We start from the raw sequence: 16,921 nt of genomic DNA on the forward strand, positions 1-16,921 counted from the left end.
CCCTTATGCATTTGCTTTTTCGGTGGCGGAAGTTGTCAGTGTAGTCAGTTCTTCCAGGGTGTTTATCCAAAGGGTGGGCTGGTATTCACGACCGTATTGCTCGGGCTCGGCTTGATGAATATTGTGCGGCTTAGGCATGATGCCTATGGAGAGCCAACCCAGTTTGTTGGGTGCGACAAAATCTTTTTTGATGTTGTCGCCGATGTAGATGAAACGTTTTGCAGCCGGATATTTGTTTTGCAGGAAGACAAAACGCTTATCGTCGGGTTTTTCCGATTGCATGGCTTCTGAAATCAAAATGTCGTCAAACAAATCGGTCAAACCCAAGGCCTGTATTTTCAAACGCTGTGTCAGACTGCGGCCGTCTGTAATCAGGGCGCGTGCGGCAAAGGGGCGCATCAGCTTCCGTAAAAAAGACGGTTCGACATAGGGTCGGATAACAGGCCTATGTAGTCGATATTGCCACAAAAGTGATTGTTTCTCTAGTTTGTTTAATTTGCAATGATGACACAAATTGTCGAGCCAGTCTTTACTTTTATTGTCTGCAATTTCATTTAGTACGTCAGCATCGTATTGCGGGTAAAGCGACGTAATTATCCCTACAACTGCCTGTATTCCGGAGCATTTGTAGTCGTACTCAGAGTAAAGCGTATCGTCAAGATCGAAGACGATAACGGATTCTTCCGGCTTAATCATGTTCTCTTACCAAAACCTTAGCATCGTAACGAAGCATGATTAAATTGTTTTCCCAGTCGTCGGAGAACAGGACGTCTTGGCCGCCGATATATTCTTGAATCAGCCAGCCCGGATAGTTGCCGCCTGCTGCGTAAGTCAGTGGGAAACCGCCGCCGAAGCGCGGGTTAATTTCCACACCGTAGGTTGTGCTGTCGGTTTTGCTGACGAAGAATTGCGCGGTAATGCAGCCGCGTGCGCCTTCCAATACGGCCATTTTTTCAATCAGCTCCTCATACAGGGCATTGCGTCGGGTTGCGCCTTTGCTGACTTCGCCGGTGCGCACTTCCAAACGTTCGCGAGGAATGGCGCATTTCAGACGGCCTTGACGGTCGTAATACATATCGACGGTAAATTCGGAGAAAGTATTCTCGATATCGATGTATTGGGTGAACATCATTTTCGGGTCTTCGGTAATGTCGACAGTCAAATCAGCCGGTGTGTTGATTTTTTTCGCACCGATGGCACGGCTGCCGTCATAAGGCTTGGTAAAACATGGGAAAACCAGGTGGTCCCGTTCGTAAATTTCAGGGGAACGGATGCTGTATTGTGCAAATAGGCCTGAGGTCAGGCGCTTGTCGCGGCATAGGGTAATCAACTTTGCATCGGAAATGACAATATGTATTCCTTCAGCTTCAAAACGGTCACGTACTTCGGCCAGTTTGAGCAGCTCGGTATCGATGGTTGGCACAATCAGACCGATGTCGTGTTGTTTGGCCAGCTCGAAAATGCTGTCAATGTATTCGGCTACATCGATGCGCGGCACGCTGAAAGCGCGGTCGGCAACATGGCAGGCAGAAGACATGTGGGGGTTGAGGTCAGTGGCAAAAACGCCGATGCCGTCTGAAAAACGTGCGGCTTCGGTTTGAAAGTCCTGCACCAATTCGACACGGCGACCGGCCGACAGAATCAGTATATTATTTTTTTTCATCAGTTTTATTACCTGTGAAATAAGGCATGGTGGCTTCTCCTTCGGCTGAGATGCCTTCTTTGACGAAGACTTTTTTAACTGTCAGGAACAAAATTTTGATATCCAGCCAAAAGCTGAAGTTGTCGATGTACCAAACATCGTGGGCGAACTTTTCGTCCCATGAAATGGCATTGCGGCCATTGACTTGCGCCCAACCGGTCACGCCCGGTTTCATTTCGTGGCGGCGGTTTTGGAAGTCGTTGTACAACGGCAGGTAGTGCATCAGCAGCGGACGAGGGCCAACTAGACTCATCTCGCCTTTTAAGACATTCCATAATTCAGGAAGTTCATCCAAACTGGTGGCACGTAATTTTTTGCCGAAATCAGTCAGGCGTTCGCTGTCCGGTAGTGGGTTGCCGTCTTTATCGATTGCATCGCGCATGGAGCGGAATTTAATCATTTTAAACGGCTTGCCATCTTTGCCCGGCCGCTCTTGGATGAAGAATACGGGCGAGCCTAGGTTTTTGCGGATGAGGTACACCAAAATCAAAAACACAGGCGACAGGATAATCAGTCCTGAAGCGGAGGCAACAATGTCAAACAGGCGTTTGAAAAATTTATTCATGAGCTAATCTTTCAATCAGGTTGACGATTTTTTGATAGGCAACGTCGCGTTTGAAGCGGCCGACGATTTCTTCGGACTGAACAGGATCGCTTTTGCGCTTCAAAATATCTTTGGCGGCTTGAACGAAACCGTCCACATCGCCGGAATGGTAGTTCGCATGCGGTAGCAGGGTAAGGACTTCGGCAACTTCATCGTTGACTTGGCTGTTCAGAATCGGTTTTTGCAAAGCCATATAGTCGGAAAGTTTGTTGGTAATCGATGCCATTGAATAGGACTGGATGGCGTTGATGGCAATGTCGCAGCCCTTGGCAACCGACATCATTTCGGCATAGGGAATGTAGCCGTAAAACTTGATGTCGTCGCAGGCGTATTGTTTGAGCCTGTCCAAATCAGGGCCACCGCCCATGATGTGCAACTCGACGTTTTCGCCGGCGTCCAACAGCTTGAGAACGCCTTTGCACACGGTTTCCACGTCATAGCTGTAACTGAGCGTGCCCAAGTAGAAAAAGCGGGTTTTGTCGTCACCAAAATCTTTGGCAGGCGCGGCATCGAGTTTCGGAAAGTCAGCACCGATATAGACGACTTCACCGGGTACGGTCGGATTGGCTTCTTTGGCACGGTCGAGATAAGTCTGCGATACGGCAACCAGCGCGTCTGCGTAGCGGTAGGCTTGGTTGGCGCGTGAAGCAAAGGGCAGCAGGTTGTGCGGTACTTTTTTCAAAAAAGGTACGACCGAGGAAAAAGACTCCGGCCATACGTCCTGCACATCGACAATCAGTTTGTAACCCAAACGGGCTTTGTGTTTGCCCAACAGTAGGTTGGTGGCAATCAGCGGATAGGCGGAAAAGACGACGTCTTGTTCGCCCGGACGGCAGTTTTCCAACCATTTTTCAAAATGTTTGACGAAGTGGTGATGGCTGGCCAAGCGTCCTAAAGACACGTTTTTGCTGTATCCGCTTTCTTCCAACAGCATGACTTTCAGACGGCCTTGTGAGGCGGCCTCGGCATCTTCGGGCCGTCTGAAAGATTTGTCGTAGTGCTTGAAGTTGCTGGTAATCAGCAACACGTCATGCGACTGCGACAACAGCTCGGCAAGATACCAGAAGCGGTTGAAATGCGGCTCGGACGGCAATGAGCAATAAGGGGCGACGATGGTAATGTTCATGTTTCAGACGGCCTTACATTTTGTACGCAGCCATGGTGGTGCGGTAGATTTCGTCATCGGAGCATAAGGTTTCGACGTGTTTGTGCAGGGCTTTACCCATTTGACCACGCAACTCTGGATGCTTGATGAGTGTATCGACGGCTTCGATAAATGCTTCGTCGTCGCCGAAAGGAATGCAGTAGCCGGTTTGGCCGGTAATGACCATTTCCGAAATGCCCGCCATGTTGTAGGTCACGACAGGCGTGTCGTAAAGGCCGGCTTCCAAAATATTGTTGCCGACACCTGCTCCGTGGTCGCCTACGCAATGCGGCGTGTTCACCAAAATATCGACTTCTTTGAAGTAGCCGGTCAAGTCGCGGACGCCGCCGAGGAAGGTGACTTTGTCTTCAATGCCTAAACGTTTGGCTTGGGCTTTGAGGTTGTCCATTTCTTCGCCGATACCTGCAACGTTGAGGCGTACAGGCATACCGCGGTCAACCATTTTCTTCAAAATATCCAACATCAGATGCACAGCGCGGACGGTGTCCAAACGGGAAAGCGTGCCCAGTTGGACATAGTCTTTGACTGTTTTTTCAGGAACGAAATCTACTTTGTGCAGGGCATTGTAGGTGTAGGTGATGCGGTTGGCAGGGAAACCGTAACGGATGAGTTTTTTACGTTCGTGTTTGCAGTTGCCGATGATGTACACGCCCAGCTTGTCGAAAAGCTTGGCGATTTTCGGATAAGTTTCCGGATCAAGGCCGCGCGCGTGGTAGAACACTTTGGTTTTCGGCGAAGCGAGCTTGGCTGCAATGGCACAGGCTGGAACGATACGCGCCATTTGGCAGTGAATCACATCGGGCTTCTCTTTTTTCAGCAGTTTCATATAGGCAAACATGCCTTTGACGTAACCCAAAAGACCACCTTGGTAAAAATCAATCGGCTGCCAACGGATGCCCAATGCTTGCGCTTCCTGAATCAAAGGGCCGTCTGAAGAGGCCAATACGATATCGTGTCCGCGTTGTTTGAGCAGGCGACCGAGGCGGAAAGTGGCGTTTTCAGTGCCACCGAGGCCAGACATGGAGGTAGTCAGGGTGATTTTCATGATATTCCCTTTGTTTTAGATGGGGTATAGCTATATGTGTAAGCGGCCTGATTTTGTAATTTGGATGCGACAAATGTGCTGTAAATGTAAATCAGCAGGCAGGGTAGCCAGATGAAGGGCATACGCAAAATGGTGGACGGAATAAAACCTGCTAACAAGAAAATGCCCAAGGCAACCCAAGCCAGTACGCGTGATTTGTTGGTTAGTGCACGGCTTGAGGCAGTGTAGAGGAAATAAAACGCTACAAATGCAATAAAGCCGAGCAGGGAAATTATGCCGAAACCCAGATACAGTTCGATGATGAAGCTGTGCGGGTTTTCAAAGCCCAAGCTGTCGCTCAAATGGCCGCCGAAATATTCGCGGAAGTTTTTAGGACCGTAGCCGGTCAGCAGCAGGGGCGGATTGTTCCAGAAGTAGTTGTAAATCTCCTGACGGTAGGACACAGAGTTGTCGCTGTCTAAATCGAACAGAAAAAGGTACACGCGGCTGGAAAAACGTTCAAGAAAAGGGTTGCCGTTAAGCGACAGCAAAAATTCCGCGATGACACGGGATGGAATCATCGATAATGTTAACGCGAGCAGTCCTGTGGCAATAACGGTAATAAAACCATTTTTACGATAAGCTATATAAATTAGTGAAATCAAAAGGTAGCAGGCAATAGCTGTGCGTGATACGCAAACAAAAATGGCCATACCTAGTAGTAAATATAATCCCCAGCCCAGTAGTTTCTCTTTGTGTTTGCGTCCTTGCAGTTGAAAGAAAAATAGGATGGCGGGTGCGAGGCAAACGGCAGTGGCAGCAAGGTTGTTGGGATTGAAAAACAGCCCTTTGAGCGAACCTTCTTTAATGGCCAGTTCATCACTGGCACTGACAAACTGAATGCCGGTAATCAATTCCACAAATGGTGGAATGGCAACATAAAGGGCAAAGACCAATAAAAACTTCTGAATAACGCCCAATGGATCTTCAGCGCGCATAAGCACTTGGTAAAACAAGTAGAAAAAAACCGGCACCGCCATAAAAAACAAGATGTCCATGTATTGAGTCGGCGTCAGCGACGTAATGCCCATGTGGATGGCAGGCCAGATGCACATGGCAGTCAGGGCGCAGAGCATGGCAAAAATCTTGCGCGGAATATGCTTGCTTTCCAGAAAAAATACGACAAAACCAAGCAGTACAAATATCAGGGTCAACGGGTTGTCGATACGCGGCACGCCGACCTTAAAGGACAGCGCGGGCCCCAGCATATAGGCTGCGAGCATGATGTATAGAATGTAAGTGTATAAGTTCAGACGTTTTATTTTCATAGTCGTTCTGTTGTTATCGTAGAGACGTGAATCTCAGGTTGGCTATTTTGCCGAACGGTTTAATTTGGCTTTGATTTTTTCGGTCGCGGCAAATAATGCGTGTTTGTATTTTAGGAACAGGAAACCCAGTCCGACTGCCCATGCCAGCGCAAACCAAATATAGTTGTCGCGCGTACCTAGCCAAGTGTAGGCAAGGCAGATTATCAGGCAGAGCGTTGAGTTGGTATAAATCTTCAGGCGCGGCAAAGGCTGCCACAGGCGTGAAGAGAATTCGGTTTTAAAGATAAAAAACAGCCAAAAAGCCGTTGCGCTGGCCATAGCCGCACCTTTTGCACCGAATTTAGGCACCAGCAGATAGAGCAGGGCAGTATTGGCGATAAAGGCAACGATGTTGATGACGGTAATCAGCCAAGTCGATCGGACGACGTTCAAACCGATGCCGCTGACTTCGGTCAGCGTATAAAACAGGGGGAAAAGCATACACGAGAGCAGGATAAATTGAACCTGCGTGTATTTTTCCGGCAGTATCCAGGTCGCCATCGGCGAGAAAATCCCGATGAGGCAAATCATTGCGCTGATGAGGACGGTCATGGAAAGCGTGATGTCGCCGATTTTGTCCAGATTGGTGTTTTCTTCTACCCATTTGAACACCAAAGGCGCCCAAATGGTGGAAAACACGCTTTGGAAAATCAGGGCGACGGCACCAAAGCTGACCGCCATCGAATAAATGCCCAACTCGTCCAAGCCAGAGATGTTTTTGAGGACAAAGCGGTCAATCGAAGTCAGGCCCCAATAGGCCAAGTTGCCGAATGCCAGCGGCAGGCCGTAGCGCAGGCCGTCCCGATGCAGCTCGGACGACCATTTTGCATGGGAAACGGCTTGCAAGTCTTGGCGCAGCTGATATATCAACAGTACAACGGTCAGTACTTGGGCGGCGGTGTAGGCAAAAACCAGCGAAGTAGTATTGGTAGGCAAGCCGGAAGCAATCACGGCAAAAACCAACACCAAAATCAAGAATTTCGGCGCAAGCTGGCTGACGGAAAAAGCCAATGCCTGCTCTTTCATCCGCAAAATCAGAGCTAAAAAACGGGTAATCAGCGTGGTGGCCAAGAAAATCAGAAAGAGAATCCCCAAATTTGCACTGGGGATGTCAAAAATGATTTCAGACGGCCATGATGCGTTTATCAGTAACACTAAAACCACAACCGCCACCGTCAGAATCAATGGCGATAAAAAAACGGATTTGAACAGCGCGGCCTTGTCTTTAACGGCGTAATAGTCGCGAATATAGGATTGGTCCAGTCCCAAGCCCAAGAGCAGAATGCTCAGTCCGGCAATGGTCTGCAAGAGTACGATACGGCCGATGTCTTCCGCAGGGAAGTACCATGAGATGAGTGGCAGGGAAAGCAGGCCAAAGGCGGCGCTTCCTAGCGGGCCCAATGCGTAGCCGAGGATTTTTTTCGCGTTCATATTATTTGTTTTCAGACGGCCAGAAGTTCGAGCTGAGCGTTTTTCGTAAGGTATGTGTTGTTACCGTTGCTGGTTTGCCAAGGCCGTCTGAAAAACAAATGGCCTTGGGAAACCGGCCGCCGTCCCGGTTGGGGAAACCGGAGGCAGCCGGATGCGTCTGAAGCAAGATTATGCTTTGATGACTTTAGGATTTTTCACTGGGAATTTGCCACGTGTATCGACAATCAGCTTGGCATGTTCGGTGATCATGTCATAGTCGAATTTGTCGTGATCGGTGGTCAGAACCACGCAGTCGTATTGGGCGACAGTTTCAGGGGTCAGCGCTTCGCTCTTCAGGTCGAAGTAGTGGTGGCCGGGGATATGTGGGAACTCTGGAACGTGCGGGTCAGAGTAGGAAACCACTGCGCCCAGTTTGTGCAGGCGGTCCATAACTTCCACAGACGGGCTTTCACGCATATCGTCCACATTTTTCTTGTAGGCGATACCCAATACCAAGATTTTGCTGTCTTTGATAGAACGGTTGTGGTCATTCAAAGCCAGGCCGACTTTTTCGATAACGTAGTCAGGCATATGGGAGTTTACTTCGCCGGCAAGCTCGATGAAGCGGGTGTTTACGCCGTATTCGCGTGCTTTCCAAGTCAGGTAGAACGGGTCGATAGGGATACAGTGGCCGCCCAAGCCTGGGCCCGGGTAATAAGCGACGAAGCCGAACGGTTTGGTCGCAGCGGCATTGATGACTTCATGAATGTCGATGCCCATTTTGTCGGCAACGATTTTCATCTCGTTCACCAAGCCAATGTTTACGGCGCGGTGGATGTTTTCCAGGAGTTTGGTCAGCTCGGCAGCTTTGGTGGAGCTTACTGGAACAACTTTATCGATGGCAGGTTGGTACAGCGCAAGGCCGACTTCCAAACAGGCAGGGGTATGGCCGCCGATGACTTTTGGAATGGTACGGGTTTCAAAGTTAGGGTTACCCGGGTCTTCACGCTCAGGAGAGTAAACCAAGAACACGTCTTGACCGACTTTCAAGCCGCCTTCTTCCATGCGCGGCAGCAATTCTTCTTCGGTAGTGCCAGGGTAGGTAGTAGATTCTAAAGACAGCACTTGACCGGCGCGCAGGTAAGGTTTTACCGCATCGGTAGTATCAATCACAAAGCTCATGTCCGGCTCGCGGTATTTGTTCAGCGGAGTCGGTACGCACAAAATGACGGCTTCTACTTCGCCAATGCGGGAGAAGTCGGTCGTTGCTTCAAACAGACTGTTGGAAGCAGCGGCAATTTTGTCGGAAGGGATATGCTCAATGTAGCTTTCGCCTTTGTTGAGCTTGTCGACTTTGTTGGTGTCAATGTCGAAACCCAAAACTTGGTAACCGATATCCACATAGCGCAACATCAGTGGTAAACCGACGTAGCCTAAGCCAACGATGCCGATTTTTGCGGTCTTATCGGCAAATTTTTGTATCGTAACGTTTTTCATGATGTCTTTCGTTTAATGAATGAGTAAATCGGGAGTGTTTTCCCGAAGCCTGAGTTGTTTGCTGCAACCGCATAGCCATAGCCGGCTGCCGTATCGTGTGAAGCCTTAAAACCATACTTATAATTACATTAGACGAAATCATAAGCACTTATCTGATTCGTCTCAATCAAAAAAGTTTAACGGTCGTTCAGACGGCCTGTAAGGTATGAAAAAGGTATTTTTGAATATTGAGTTTTTAGAAATTACACTCAACTAAATGTTTTAATTTTAAATATCTCTTTGTCAAATGCATGGTTCATGAAATTAAACTACCGTTTATGCCGTTTAAAACCCTTCTAGAATAAAAAATTTTAATAAATTTTCATGGCTTAACTTATCTTAATAATCCATTATTTCGTGATGAAAAAAAGGAAAATTTGTCGACAATCAGCTTGAGGATAGTTAACCCAAGTCAAAGTTTTAAATTGGAATACGTTATAAGCATTGTAATATATTGACGAAAAAACCACATTTATTGCAATGTAAATGATATATATATTCTATTGAAAATGGTTTAATTATTAAACTGAGGCAATTAGACGGATTTTTTCCGGAGGACCCATTTAATGTCCTTCCCGATGATTTCTACCGATTGACTTTGCCAAGGGCCGTCTGAAAGTAGGACGGCCGGATTTTCAGGAAGGGAGAAAAGAGGTTTGCCTGCACCTAACAGTTTCGGCGCTTGGTAGAGGACGATTTCATCTACCAATTCATCCTTCAGGAAGGCTGAAGCAAGTGTTGAGCCTGCTTCTACCAGAACTTCGCCAAAGCCAAGTTCTGCCAGTTGCGGCATGAGTGAAAGAAGATTGATGCGGCCGTTGATGTGTTCAGACGGCCTGATGATGCGGATATGTTCAAATGCACTTAGAGCCTGCAAACGTTGTTCGTCTGAGGAAAGGGTAACGATAACGGTCGGGCTGTCGGTATTGGTAACGAGGTGGCAGTCCAAAGGGATTTGCAGTTGGCTGTCCAAGACGATACGCGCAGGTTGGCGCAGGGTGGGGAAACTGCGGACGTTGAGTTTTGGGTTGTCGGCAAGTACGGTACCGATACTGGTCAGAACAGCGCAACTTTCGGCACGGAGAATTTGTACGTCTTCGCGCGCCGCTTCGCCGGTAATCCAAAAGCTGCGGCCGTCTGAAAGGGCGGTTTTGCCGTCCAAACTGGCGGCGCATTTGAGGCGGATAAACGGTCTGTCACGTTCGATACGCGACAGAAAACCACGGTTGAGTTCGCGTGCCTGAGCTTCCAACAAACCGCTTTCGGTACGTATTCCGGCGGCTTCCAGCATGGACAAACCTTTGCCTGCGACCAACGGGTTGGGGTCGGTCATGGCGGCGACCACGCGCGTTACGCCGGAATGAATCAGCGCTTCGGCGCATGGCGGTGTGCGGCCGTAATGGCTGCAAGGTTCCAGCGTGACATAGGCTGTTGCGCCTTTGGCCGCCGCTCCGGCCTGCCTTAATGCGTGAACTTCAGCGTGCGGCTCGCCTGCTTTGACGTGGAAACCTTGTCCGATGATTTGGGCGCCGTGTGCAATCACGCAACCGACGCGGGGATTTGGGGAAGTAGAAAACCGCCCAAGCTTTGCCAGCTCGAGGGCGGTTTGCATCATTTGGGTATCAAGTGCGGAAAACATGGTTTCAGACGGCCTTATTTGGCTTTACATTCGGCGATGACTTGGGTGAATTCGGAAACGTCTTTAAAGCTTTTATAGACGGACGCGAAGCGGACATAAGCGACTTGGTCGATTTTTGCCAGCTCTTCCATCGCCATTTCGCCGACGATGCGTGAAGCGACTTCTTTTTTGCCCAAACGGTAGAGGCGCTGCTCGATAAGGGCAACGGTTTCATCGATTTGTTCTTGCGTGACAGGGCGTTTGTGCAGCGCGCGCTCAAGGCTGGTTTGCAGTTTATGCGGATTGAAGGGAACCCGTGTGCCGTTGGATTTGATGACTTGCGGCATCCGCATTTCAACGGTTTCAAAAGTACTGAAGCGTTGTCCGCATTCCAAGCATTTGCGACGGCGACGGATGCTGTTGGTGTCTTCCAGCCATCGCGAGTCGGTTACTTGTGTGTTGGGGTGTTGGCAAAACGGGCACTTCATCGGGTTTCCTTGTCATACGCTCGGCAAGGTCGCTAAGCAATTGAATTTATTGTTTGTGACCTATTATTGTAGCGGATTGCGCTATTTTCGTATAGTAAAGGCTTTGACTATAGATTAAGTATAAAAAGGCCATCTGAAAGGGCAACTTGAGCGAAGTTGAGCTTTTCAGACGGCCTTGAGTTTTTCAGCCAATCAACCGTTAAACCGATACGCCGACGGCACGGGCGATTTCCAAACCTTCTTCCGCACTCATATAAACCGGATTCTCGGGACGGTCGCTGAGGACAATGTCGCCGTCTTGAAACATCACCAATTCATTGACTGCCAATTGCGACCAGGTTTCATCTCGTGTCAGGGGCAGGGTGGCGATGACGGAAACTTTATCGTTCGGGGTGGTCACTTCTGAAAAATCGACCATGACATCATCGTCCAGCAAACGCGCTTTACCAAACGGGGCTTTGCGCACGATGTAGTGCAGTAAGGTGCTGGCGTGGGCAAACAGGCAGTCGCCGTTGGACATTACGAAATTAAACAAGCCATAGCGGCGGATTTCATGGGTCAGGCCGGCGATGGCATCAAACAAAACTTCAGGTTCGGGCTTGGTGGCAAAGCGGCTGCGCAGGCGGTTGAGAATAAAGCAGAACGCGCGTTCGGAATCGGTCGTGCCGACGGCATGGTAGTACTCGCCCTGCTCGGGGTAAAAATCAATCAAATGGCCGTTGTGGGCAAACAGCCAATATTCGCCCCACATCTCGCGCATGAAGGGATGAGTGTTCGCCAATGAGGTCTGGCCTTGTGAGGCCTTGCGGATATGGGCGATAACGTTTTCAGATTTGATTTGGTAGGCGCGCACCAAGTCGGCAACGGGCGAGTTGGCGCTGGGTTTGTCGTCGTGAAACAAGCGCACGCCTTTGCCTTCGAAAAAGCCGATACCGAAGCCGTCGGCGTGGTGGTCGGTAATGCCGCCGCGACGGCGGAAGCCTTCAAAAGAAAACATGATGTCTGTGGGCGTGTTGCAATTCATGCCGAGCAGTTGGCACATGGCGTTAACCTTTATTTTTGGGGTATTTATAGGGTTATTATGGTGTATCGGGCAGGCAGTTTCAATATGTAGAGTGTGATATGTTTATAACTGTCTCATACTTGGCGGGCCGTCTGAAAAATTGCTGTCAAAAATTCAGACGGCCTTAAAGTGTTCCCAGACCGGGCGGCATTGTTCGGGTAAGTCGGGGCAGGCGCCGAGTATGCCGCCGCTGAAGTCGTTGAGGCGGTGGAAGTCGCTGCCTGCGCTGGCGAGAAAGTCGAAGCGGTCGGCAAGCAGGGCATAGTTGAGGCGGTCGTTTTTACAGCAGTTGCCACTGTGTACTTCAATCCCTGCGCCGCCGAGGTTTTTAAATTCTTGAAAGAGGTTTCGTTTGGCGGTGGCGGATAATTCATAGCGCATCGGGTGGGCGATAATGGCCATGCCGCCCGCGCCTGTAATCGCGGCTACGCAGTCTTCTAGTGTGGCCCATTCATGTCTGACGGAACAGGATTTGCCGTCGCCCAGATATTTGGTAAACGCCTGCTGTTTGTTTTTAACATGGCCTTCGCGGATGAGGAATTCGGCAATGTGGGTGCGGCTGGCCATTTCTTTGTTGGCGGCCAATGCCAGCGCGCCTTCATACGCGCCTGTTATGCCTTTTTTCTCCAGTTTGGCCGCGATGGCTTCCAATCGTTTCAGACGGCCTTTACGGACTTCGGCAAGCAGGTTTTGCAGGGTTTCGTTGTGTTCGTCAAAGTCCAAGCCGACAACGTGGATGGTGCGGCCGCGCCAAGTGACGGATATTTCCGCGCCGTTGACGAAGGGGAGACCGAGGATATCGGCTTCGGCGCGTGCTTCGGCGAGTCCGCCGGTGTGGTCGTGGTCGGTCAGGGCGAGTAGGGTGCAACCGTTTTGACGGGCGAGTCGGACAACTTCGGCTGGGGAGAGCATGCCGTCTGAAACGGTCGAATGGCAGTGTAAATCAATCATGGTTTTGCTTTGAATTTTCTCAAAAAAGGCCGTCTGAACGTTTCAGACGGCCTTGATTTGTTAGAACAGAGAGTCCAGTTGTTGTTTGTTGTTGCCGGTATTGCTTGGCAGAACTGGGGTTTCGTCTGATTCTTCGCGGGCTGGCGCATTGCCGCTCTCGGTGCGGCGGCGGTTTTCATTCGGAATCGCGCGACGGGCAGGTTGAGCGGGGCGCGGTGCAACGCCGCTGTTGTCCAAGGCCAGGTCGGAGCTGGTGGTCATGCGTTCGCGCATATACACTTCGCCACCGTTCGAAACCACGCCCTCAGGGGCTTTCATCGGTTTGACGCTGGTGCCTTTCAGGGCAAAGCGCATGTATTCTACCCATACCGGTACGGCGATTGTACCACCGTAACCTGCACGACCCATGCTGCGCGGTTTGTCAAAGCCGATATAGACGGCAGTCACAACGCTAGGGTTGAAGCCGACAAACCATGCGTCTTTGTTGTCGTTGGTAGTACCGGTTTTACCGGCGATGTCGGCGCGGCCGAGTGCGGCTGCACCGCGTGCGGTACCGACACGGACAACGTCTTGCATGATTTTATACATGATGTAGGCGTTGCGCGGGTCAATGGCCTGAGGCGCGTTCTCACCGGCTACCAAAGGCTGCATTTGCGCTCTCAGACGGCCTTGGCTGTCGTAGATTTTGTCGATGACGTGGGCAGATACTTTGTAACCGCCGTTGGCAAAGACGCTGTAACCTTCTGCAATACGCAACGGAGTGGTTTCGCCTGTACCCAAAGCCATAGACAGGCTGGCAGGGATTTCAGACGGCTTGAAGCCGAAGCGTTGGATGTATTGTTGCGCGTAGCCGATGCCGATAGACATCAGGATGCGGATGGACACCATGTTTTTCGACGCGGTCAAAGCCTGACGCAGCGTGATGTAACCGGAATAGCGGCCGTCTGAATTTTTCGGGTTCCACGCTTTACCGTTTGCACCTTTGCCCGGCAGGGAAATCGGCGCATCGTTAATCATGGTGGAAGCAGTCATGCCTTTTGCCAAAGCGGCGGAATAAACGAACGGTTTGAACGTCGAGCCGGGTTGGCGCATGGCTTGAGTTGCGCGGTTGAAGGTTTTGCTGTGGTAGTCGTAGCCGCCGACCAATGCGCGGACTGCACCGGTTTTCGCATCTAAAGACACCAATGCGCCTTGCAACAAAGGCTCTTGAACGACGGTAAAGGTATCGCCGCTGCCTTTAACGCGGATGACGGAGCCGCGGCGGATGCGGTCTTCGCCCATTTTTTCGTTGTTGACGGCACGGGCGGCAAAGCCTAAAGCGTGGCTGTTCAGCGTGACTTTACGGCCGCTTGGCAACTGAATCTGTACACCTTTACGGGAGGCTTCCAATACAACTGCCGGAATCATTTTATCGACGGTGTAAAGCGTAGAAAGGTATTGGCTGACAGTTTCTTCTACGTTGTCGCTTTTGCTCAGGTCAATGTAGTTTTCTGCACCGCGGTAGCTGCTGCCGCGGTCAAAATTGCGCAGGACTTTACGCAGGGCTTCTGTGGCCACGCGCTGGTGTGCAGTGTCGACGGTGGTATATACCTTAAAGCCTTGAGTGTAGGCATCTTCGCCGTATTTCTCAAACAGCTCTTGACGTACCATTTCGGCAACGTACAGGGCGCTTTGATCGATGTTTTGTACAAAACGCTCGTAATGCAACTCTTCTTTCAAAGCCTGATCGCGTTGCTGCAGGGTGATCATGCCTTCTTCCAGCATATTGTTCAGAATATAAGCCTGACGCAGTTTGGCACGCTCAGGGTTCACAATCGGATTGTAGGCAGAAGGTGCTTTAGGCAAGCCGGCCAACATGGCGGCTTCGGCCAATGTTAATTCATTAACATTTTTATTGAAATAAATTTGGGCGGCGGAGGCGAAACCATAAGCGCGTTGACCCAAATAGATTTGGTTGAAGTACAGCTCCAAAATCTTGTCTTTGCTCAAAGACTGCTCGATTTTGTAGGCCAACAGGGCTTCGTTGAATTTACGGGTGAACGAACGCTCGCTGCTCAGGTAGAAGTTTTTGGCAACCTGTTGCGTAATCGTACTGGCACCGGATTGAACGCCACCGGCCATGACGTTACCGATTGCGGCGCGCGCCACGCCCCAAACGTCCACGCCCCAGTGGTCATAGAAGCGTTTGTCTTCGGCGGCAATCACGGCATCTTTCAAAATTTTGGGGAAGTCGCCGATTTTGGTAAATTCACGCCGCTGTTCGCCGTAAACGCCAATGACTTGGCCGTCTGAAGAATAAATCGTCAGCGGCATTTTTGGTTTGTAGTGTTGTAAAGAGTCCAAAGACGGCAGTTTTGGATAGGTTACCAAAATTGCAATTGCAATCAGACCTACACCGAAAAGAGCCAGTCCTAATAAGAGACCCATGCAGGTCGTTATAATCTTTTTAATCATGACTAAGTAATAATTTTGCCATTAATGGCGATAAATAAAGTAAAATGGGAAACGATTTCTATCAGCCACAGTCAATACTGTGTAAAGAATAAGAAGTCCTTTACGGATAACGAAACAGTTACTCACTCCTAAATGATACAGGGAAGTCAAATCATGCGCTTATTTAAAAGCACGAAAGATACCAAAACAGGCAAGGCTTCTAGCGGATTGAACAACCGCTCTGCCATCGGCGTCGACATCAGCCAACATGCCATTAAGATGGTACAACTGACAGGCCGTAGTTTAAACCAAATTCAGCTGGAAAAATACGTTATTACCAAATTGCCTAAAAATATTGTCAAAGGCAACAAAATTCAAGACTACGATCAGCTTGCTACTTACATCCAACATACTTACACACAATTACGCAGTTCTTGCAAAAATATTGTTGCGGCTGTGCCACAAAATTTGGCGACAGTCGAGCAAATTATTTACAACCCGCGAGATACCGATTTGGACTTAGAAGAGTTTGTCGAGGCGGAGGTCGGTCAATTTGCGCCTATTGAAGAAATGAACTACGACTTTCAAGCTGAAGAAGTCGGTTCAGGCCAGCATGTTTTAGCTGTTGCCGCCAAAAAAGACGATGTCGAGCCGCGCATTGAAATGTTTGAGAATGCGGGCCTGCCTTTGTCTGCTTTGGATTTAGACTTGCTGGCGCAACGCAATGCCTTCGTCTATTGGATGAATACGCATGCTCCCGAAATGGCAGAGGAAAAAGTTGCCGTATTCGGCATTCATGCGACGCAAATGTATGCCCTGATTCTGCAAAACGGCCGTATCCTCTACAAACAGGAAACTCCGGTCAGCACTGAGCAGCTCAATCAGTTGATTCAGCGTACTTATCAGGTGACGGAAGAAAAAGCCGCTCAAATGATGGCTTCCCAAAACAAGCCTTCCGACTACCAGTCTCAGATTGCCGACCGTTTTAATGTACAGGTTGCGCAGGAAGTTCAGCGTGTTTTGCAATTTTACTATACCACGCAGGCCACTGATTCTTTCGCCAATATCAAACACATCCTGCTGACCGGCTTTACCGCGCAGCAGGCAGGTTTGGCGGAAAGCATTTTCTCGCAAACTAATACGGCAACAGAATATCTGCATCCGATTTCATATGTGGAACGCAGTGCAAAAGTAGAATTGCCGCAGTTTCAAATTGATGCGCCGTCACTGACTTTGGCGTTCGGATTGGCATTAAGGGGACTTTGAGAACATGATCGAATTAACCAGAATCAACCTTCTCCCGTATCGGGAAGAGATTAAACAGCGCAAGCAGCAGCAATTCAAAATATTGATGCTTGGCGCTTTTGCAGTGGGTTTGGGCTTGGCAGCCGCTACCTATCTCGGTATTGACAGCGCCATCCGCAATCAAGAAGGCCGCAACAACTTCCTGCAAACCGAAATCGACAGACTTGATAGAGAATTAGGCGAAATCGATAAACTTCAGCAAGAAAAAGAAGCCTTCTTGGCTAAAAAGCTGAAAGTTGAAGAGTTGCAGGAAAA

14 protein-coding genes and 1 pseudogene are annotated in these 16,921 nt (G+C 49.7%); 2 read left to right on the plus strand and 13 right to left on the minus strand.

All coding sequences use genetic code 11. From position 1 onward, the window contains the following. Positions 1-3: 3 nt before the first annotated feature. From HMPREF2608_RS02465 to HMPREF2608_RS02525, 13 genes are all read right to left on the minus strand, one after another. Positions 4-696, minus strand: a complete 693-nt coding sequence (locus HMPREF2608_RS02465; RefSeq protein WP_070825861.1) for an HAD family hydrolase — start codon at positions 694-696, stop codon at positions 4-6. Beyond that, positions 689-1,663 carry an ATP-grasp domain-containing protein gene (locus HMPREF2608_RS02470; RefSeq protein ID WP_070825863.1) on the minus strand — a complete coding sequence of 325 codons (975 nt, stop codon included), beginning with the start codon at positions 1,661-1,663 and terminating at the stop codon, positions 689-691. The genes HMPREF2608_RS02465 and HMPREF2608_RS02470 overlap by 8 nt, the downstream gene beginning before the upstream one ends. Next, positions 1,650-2,267, minus strand: a complete 618-nt coding sequence (locus tag HMPREF2608_RS02475) for a sugar transferase (protein WP_049333552.1) — start codon at positions 2,265-2,267, stop codon at positions 1,650-1,652. The genes HMPREF2608_RS02470 and HMPREF2608_RS02475 overlap by 14 nt, the downstream gene beginning before the upstream one ends. Then, positions 2,260-3,432, minus strand: a complete 1,173-nt coding sequence (locus tag HMPREF2608_RS02480; protein WP_070825864.1) for a glycosyltransferase — start codon at positions 3,430-3,432, stop codon at positions 2,260-2,262. The genes HMPREF2608_RS02475 and HMPREF2608_RS02480 overlap by 8 nt, the downstream gene beginning before the upstream one ends. A gap of 13 nt (positions 3,433-3,445) precedes the next feature. Next, positions 3,446-4,516 (minus strand): glycosyltransferase family 4 protein, encoded by a 1,071-nt coding sequence (locus HMPREF2608_RS02485; RefSeq protein WP_070825865.1) that lies wholly within the window; start codon positions 4,514-4,516, stop codon positions 3,446-3,448. Beyond that, on the minus strand, positions 4,513-5,823 hold the full coding sequence (locus tag HMPREF2608_RS02490) for an O-antigen ligase family protein (protein WP_070825867.1): 1,311 nt from the start codon (positions 5,821-5,823) through the stop codon (positions 4,513-4,515). The genes HMPREF2608_RS02485 and HMPREF2608_RS02490 overlap by 4 nt, the downstream gene beginning before the upstream one ends. Before the next feature lie 42 nt (positions 5,824-5,865). Continuing rightward, positions 5,866-7,293, minus strand: a complete 1,428-nt coding sequence (locus HMPREF2608_RS02495; protein WP_070825869.1) for an oligosaccharide flippase family protein — start codon at positions 7,291-7,293, stop codon at positions 5,866-5,868. Between the two features lie 168 nt (positions 7,294-7,461). Beyond that, on the minus strand, positions 7,462-8,769 hold the full coding sequence (locus tag HMPREF2608_RS02500; RefSeq protein ID WP_070460459.1) for a nucleotide sugar dehydrogenase: 1,308 nt from the start codon (positions 8,767-8,769) through the stop codon (positions 7,462-7,464). A 574-nt stretch (positions 8,770-9,343) separates the two neighbouring features. Then, positions 9,344-10,447, minus strand: a complete 1,104-nt coding sequence (gene ribD, locus HMPREF2608_RS02505; protein WP_070825870.1) for a bifunctional diaminohydroxyphosphoribosylaminopyrimidine deaminase/5-amino-6-(5-phosphoribosylamino)uracil reductase RibD — start codon at positions 10,445-10,447, stop codon at positions 9,344-9,346. A 14-nt stretch (positions 10,448-10,461) separates the two neighbouring features. Beyond that, a complete protein-coding gene (gene nrdR / locus HMPREF2608_RS02510) occupies positions 10,462-10,914 on the minus strand; it encodes a transcriptional regulator NrdR (RefSeq protein ID WP_003748978.1) in 453 nt (150 codons plus the stop codon). A gap of 199 nt (positions 10,915-11,113) precedes the next feature. Further along, the gene (locus HMPREF2608_RS02515) at positions 11,114-11,956 is read right to left on the minus strand and encodes a class II glutamine amidotransferase (RefSeq protein WP_049333539.1); all 843 of its coding nucleotides are present in this window, start codon (positions 11,954-11,956) and stop codon (positions 11,114-11,116) included. A 135-nt stretch (positions 11,957-12,091) separates the two neighbouring features. Beyond that, positions 12,092-12,928 carry a PHP domain-containing protein gene (locus HMPREF2608_RS02520; RefSeq protein WP_070825871.1) on the minus strand — a complete coding sequence of 279 codons (837 nt, stop codon included), beginning with the start codon at positions 12,926-12,928 and terminating at the stop codon, positions 12,092-12,094. A gap of 60 nt (positions 12,929-12,988) precedes the next feature. Beyond that, positions 12,989-15,382, minus strand: a complete 2,394-nt coding sequence (locus HMPREF2608_RS02525) for a penicillin-binding protein 1A (RefSeq protein WP_070825872.1) — start codon at positions 15,380-15,382, stop codon at positions 12,989-12,991. A gap of 153 nt (positions 15,383-15,535) precedes the next feature. Here HMPREF2608_RS02525 and pilM point away from each other — a divergent pair, with 153 nt between their 5' ends. Beyond that, positions 15,536-16,627 carry a type IV pilus assembly protein PilM gene (gene pilM, locus HMPREF2608_RS02530; RefSeq protein ID WP_070825873.1) on the plus strand — a complete coding sequence of 364 codons (1,092 nt, stop codon included), beginning with the start codon at positions 15,536-15,538 and terminating at the stop codon, positions 16,625-16,627. A 4-nt stretch (positions 16,628-16,631) separates the two neighbouring features. Then, a pseudogene (locus HMPREF2608_RS02535) lies at positions 16,632-16,921 on the plus strand (pilus assembly protein PilP); the annotation flags it as partial.

The sequence above is a fragment of the Neisseria sp. HMSC064D07 genome, from assembly GCF_001837185.1.
GTDB lineage: Bacteria > Pseudomonadota > Gammaproteobacteria > Burkholderiales > Neisseriaceae > Neisseria > Neisseria flavescens_C.

Excerpts from the sequence above, each read along its gene's own strand:
- HMPREF2608_RS02470 (WP_070825863.1), bottom strand. The coding sequence starts at position 1,663 with ATGAAAAAAAATAATATACTGATTCTGTCGGCCGGTCGCCGTGTCGAA.
- HMPREF2608_RS02490 (WP_070825867.1), bottom strand. The coding sequence starts at position 5,823 with ATGAAAATAAAACGTCTGAACTTATACACTTACATTCTATACATCATG.
- HMPREF2608_RS02475 (WP_049333552.1), bottom strand. The coding sequence starts at position 2,267 with ATGAATAAATTTTTCAAACGCCTGTTTGACATTGTTGCCTCCGCTTCA.
- pilM (WP_070825873.1), top strand. The coding sequence starts at position 15,536 with ATGCGCTTATTTAAAAGCACGAAAGATACCAAAACAGGCAAGGCTTCT.
- HMPREF2608_RS02480 (WP_070825864.1), bottom strand. The coding sequence starts at position 3,432 with ATGAACATTACCATCGTCGCCCCTTATTGCTCATTGCCGTCCGAGCCG.
- HMPREF2608_RS02485 (WP_070825865.1), bottom strand. The coding sequence starts at position 4,516 with ATGAAAATCACCCTGACTACCTCCATGTCTGGCCTCGGTGGCACTGAA.
- ribD (WP_070825870.1), bottom strand. The coding sequence starts at position 10,447 with ATGTTTTCCGCACTTGATACCCAAATGATGCAAACCGCCCTCGAGCTG.
- HMPREF2608_RS02465 (WP_070825861.1), bottom strand. The coding sequence starts at position 696 with ATGATTAAGCCGGAAGAATCCGTTATCGTCTTCGATCTTGACGATACG.
- HMPREF2608_RS02525 (WP_070825872.1), bottom strand. The coding sequence starts at position 15,382 with ATGATTAAAAAGATTATAACGACCTGCATGGGTCTCTTATTAGGACTG.
- nrdR (WP_003748978.1), bottom strand. The coding sequence starts at position 10,914 with ATGAAGTGCCCGTTTTGCCAACACCCCAACACACAAGTAACCGACTCG.
- HMPREF2608_RS02495 (WP_070825869.1), bottom strand. The coding sequence starts at position 7,293 with ATGAACGCGAAAAAAATCCTCGGCTACGCATTGGGCCCGCTAGGAAGC.
- HMPREF2608_RS02515 (WP_049333539.1), bottom strand. The coding sequence starts at position 11,956 with ATGTGCCAACTGCTCGGCATGAATTGCAACACGCCCACAGACATCATG.
- HMPREF2608_RS02500 (WP_070460459.1), bottom strand. The coding sequence starts at position 8,769 with ATGAAAAACGTTACGATACAAAAATTTGCCGATAAGACCGCAAAAATC.
- HMPREF2608_RS02520 (WP_070825871.1), bottom strand. The coding sequence starts at position 12,928 with ATGATTGATTTACACTGCCATTCGACCGTTTCAGACGGCATGCTCTCC.